The sequence below is a fragment of the Pseudomonas sp. genome (assembly GCF_049645325.1).
Lineage (GTDB): Bacteria > Pseudomonadota > Gammaproteobacteria > Pseudomonadales > Pseudomonadaceae > Aquipseudomonas.
Genome location: NZ_JBARTQ010000406.1, coordinates 1 through 3416, shown reverse-complemented (window position 1 = coordinate 3416; position 3416 = coordinate 1). Strand labels below are relative to the sequence as shown.

Annotated in this window: 2 protein-coding genes; both read left to right on the top strand. The window is 59.6% G+C overall.

The window, feature by feature from the left end:
- Positions 1-487 precede the first annotated feature (487 nt).
- Positions 488-1405, top strand: coding sequence for a sulfate adenylyltransferase subunit CysD (gene cysD, locus WBB95_RS17605; RefSeq protein WP_124385055.1), 918 nt, complete (start codon positions 488-490; stop codon positions 1403-1405).
- Positions 1406-1414: 9 nt separating this feature from the next.
- On the top strand, positions 1415-3313 hold the full coding sequence (gene cysN / locus WBB95_RS17600) for a sulfate adenylyltransferase subunit CysN (RefSeq protein ID WP_424488749.1): 1899 nt from the start codon (positions 1415-1417) through the stop codon (positions 3311-3313).
- Positions 3314-3416 lie beyond the last annotated feature (103 nt).

Genomic DNA, 3416 nt, shown 5'->3' with positions numbered 1-3416 from the left:
GTACCACTTCTACCTGATGAAATGAGTTCTAACTGTGGGAGCGAGCTTGCTCGCGAAGGCGGTGTGTCAGTCAACAGATTCATTGGCTGACCCACCGCCTTCGCGAGCAAGCCCGCTCCCACTTTTTTTGACCGAGTTCGGCTGCTGAAATCAGGTCGCAGCTACACCGCAGTTCTGCTTTTCTGTGGGAGCTGGCTTGCCTGCGATGCAAACACCTCGGTCCTTCAGATGCCATCGCAGCGGTGCGGCGATCCGACAAGCCCGCTTCCACAACGGCCTGCTTTTGATCCAACCACTCAGGTCGGCTTTTGATTTGTTTGTGATCTTGACTCCCCCCTGTGAATCAATCCCAAGCCAAACCGCGAGGCATATTCATATACCGTTTCGATCTAGCCCGCTCCCTGAATAGAAGAAGGTGCTGTGCTAGCATGCCCCGCTCGAACACGGCCCGCTGGCCGTCCATAAGATCGTTTTTCCGTGAGTAACCATGGTCGACAAACTGACGCATCTGAAACAGCTGGAGGCGGAAAGCATCCACATCATCCGCGAGGTCGCCGCCGAGTTCGACAACCCGGTGATGCTCTACTCGATCGGTAAAGACTCCGCCGTGATGCTGCACCTGGCGCGCAAGGCCTTCTTCCCGGGCAAGCTGCCGTTCCCGGTGATGCACGTCGACACCCGCTGGAAATTCCAGGAGATGTACACGTTCCGCGACAAAATGGTCGAAGAGCTTGGCCTGGACTTGATCACCCACATCAACCCCGATGGTGTGGCGCAGAACATCAACCCGTTCACCCACGGCAGCGCCAAGCACACCGACATCATGAAGACCGAAGGCCTCAAACAGGCCCTCGACAAGCATGGTTTCGACGCAGCTTTCGGCGGTGCCCGTCGTGATGAAGAGAAATCCCGCGCCAAAGAGCGCGTGTACTCGTTCCGCGACAGCAAGCACCGCTGGGACCCGAAGAACCAGCGCCCGGAGCTGTGGAACGTCTACAACGGCAACGTCAACAAGGGTGAGTCGATCCGCGTGTTCCCGCTGTCCAACTGGACCGAGCTGGACATCTGGCAGTACATCTACCTGGAAGGCATCCCGATCGTGCCGCTGTACTTCGCCGCCGAGCGCGACGTGATCGAGAAGAACGGCACGTTGATCATGATCGACGACGACCGCATCCTTGAGCACTTGTCCGACGAAGACAAAGCCCGAATCGTCAAAAAGAAAGTACGTTTCCGTACCCTTGGCTGCTACCCGTTGACGGGCGCGGTGGAGTCCGAAGCCGAGACGCTGACGGACATCATTCAGGAAATGCTCCTGACGCGAACTTCCGAGCGCCAGGGCCGTGTCATCGACCACGATGGCGCAGGCTCGATGGAAGATAAAAAACGTCAAGGCTATTTCTAAGGGGCTGTCATGTCGCATCAATCTGATTTGATCAGCGAGGACATCCTCGCCTACCTGGGCCAGCACGAGCGTAAGGAAATGTTGCGCTTCCTGACCTGTGGCAACGTCGACGACGGCAAGAGCACCCTGATCGGGCGCCTGCTGCACGACTCCAAGATGATCTACGAAGATCACCTGGAAGCCATCACCCGCGATTCGAAAAAATCCGGTACCACCGGCGATGACATCGACCTGGCACTGCTGGTCGATGGCCTGCAAGCCGAGCGTGAGCAAGGCATCACCATTGATGTTGCCTACCGCTACTTCTCCACCGCCAAGCGCAAATTCATCATCGCCGACACCCCTGGCCATGAGCAGTACACCCGCAACATGGCCACCGGTGCTTCCACCTGTGACCTGGCGATTATCTTGATCGACGCCCGCTACGGCGTGCAGACCCAGACCCGTCGCCACAGCTTTATCGCCTCGTTGCTGGGCATCAAGCACATCGTGGTGGCCGTCAACAAGATGGACATCAATGGCTTTGACCAAAGCATATTCGAGCAGATCAAGGCTGATTACCTGAAGTTCGCCGACGGCATTGCCTTCAAGCCGAGCACCATGGCGTTTGTGCCGATGTCGGCCCTCAAGGGCGACAACGTGGTGAACAAGAGCGAGCGTTCGCCTTGGTACACCGGCCAGTCGCTGATGGAAATTCTCGAAACCGTCGAGATCGCCAACGACCGCAACTACACCGACCTGCGTTTCCCGGTGCAGTACGTCAACCGGCCGAACCTGAATTTCCGTGGTTTCGCCGGCACCTTGGCCAGCGGCATCGTGCACAAGGGCGACGAAGTCGTGGTGCTGCCGTCGGGCAAGAGCAGCCGCGTCAAATCCATCGTCACCTTCGACGGTGAACTGGAGCACGCCGGCCCAGGCCAGGCCGTGACCCTGACCATGGAAGACGAGATCGACATCTCCCGTGGCGACCTGCTGGTGCATGCCGACAACGTGCCGCAAGTGACCGACGCTTTCGACGCCATGCTGGTGTGGATGGCCGAAGAACCGATGTTGCCGGGCAAGAAATACGACATCAAGCGCGCTACCAGCTACGTGCCGGGTTCCATCACCAGCATCGTGCACCGTGTGGACGTGAACACCCTGGCCGAAGGCCCGGCGAGTTCGCTGCAGTTGAACGAGATTGGCCGCGTCAAGGTCAGCCTCGACGCCGCCATCGCGCTGGACGGTTACGACAGCAACCGCACCACCGGCGCGTTTATCGTCATCGACCGTTTGACCAATGGCACCGTTGCCGCGGGCATGATCATCGCGCCACCGGTCAACCATGGTGGCACTGCGCAACACGGCAACCTTGCCCATGTAGCCACCGAAGAGCGCGCCCTGCGTTTCGGCCAACAGCCGGCCACCGTGTTGTTCAGCGGCCTGTCGGGTGCGGGCAAGAGCACTTTGGCCTACGCGGTTGAGCGCAAGCTGTTCGACATGGGCCGTGCGGTGTTCGTACTGGATGGCCAGAACCTGCGCCACGACCTGAACAAAGGGTTGCCGCAGGACCGTACCGGGCGTACCGAAAACTGGCGTCGTGCCGCTCACGTGGCGCGTCAGTTCAACGAAGCCGGCTTGCTGACCCTGGCTGCGTTCGTCGCCCCGGATGCCGAAGGCCGTGAACAGGCCAAGGCGCTGATTGGCGCCGACCGCCTGCTGACGGTTTACGTGCAAGCGTCGCCACTGGTGTGCGCCGAGCGTGATCCGCAAGGCCTGTACGCGGCAGGTGGGGATAACATCCCTGGCGATTCCTTCCCGTACGACGTGCCGTTGAACGCCGATCTGGTGATCGACACCCAGGCCCTGTCGCTGGAAGACAGTGTCAAGCAAGTGCTGGAACTGTTGCGTCAGCGCGGCGCGATCTAAACCTCGCCGCCATAAAAAAGCCCGCCACCGAGCACTCGGTGGCGGGCTTTTTTACATCTTCTCAAGAGTGGGCTCGCTCAATGTGGGAGCTGGCTTGCCTGCG

Bases quoted from the DNA above. Each gene is read 5' to 3' on its own strand.
- cysD (WP_124385055.1), top strand. From the start codon at position 488: ATGGTCGACAAACTGACGCATCTGAAACAGCTGGAGGCGGAAAGCATC.
- cysN (WP_424488749.1), top strand. From the start codon at position 1,415: ATGTCGCATCAATCTGATTTGATCAGCGAGGACATCCTCGCCTACCTG.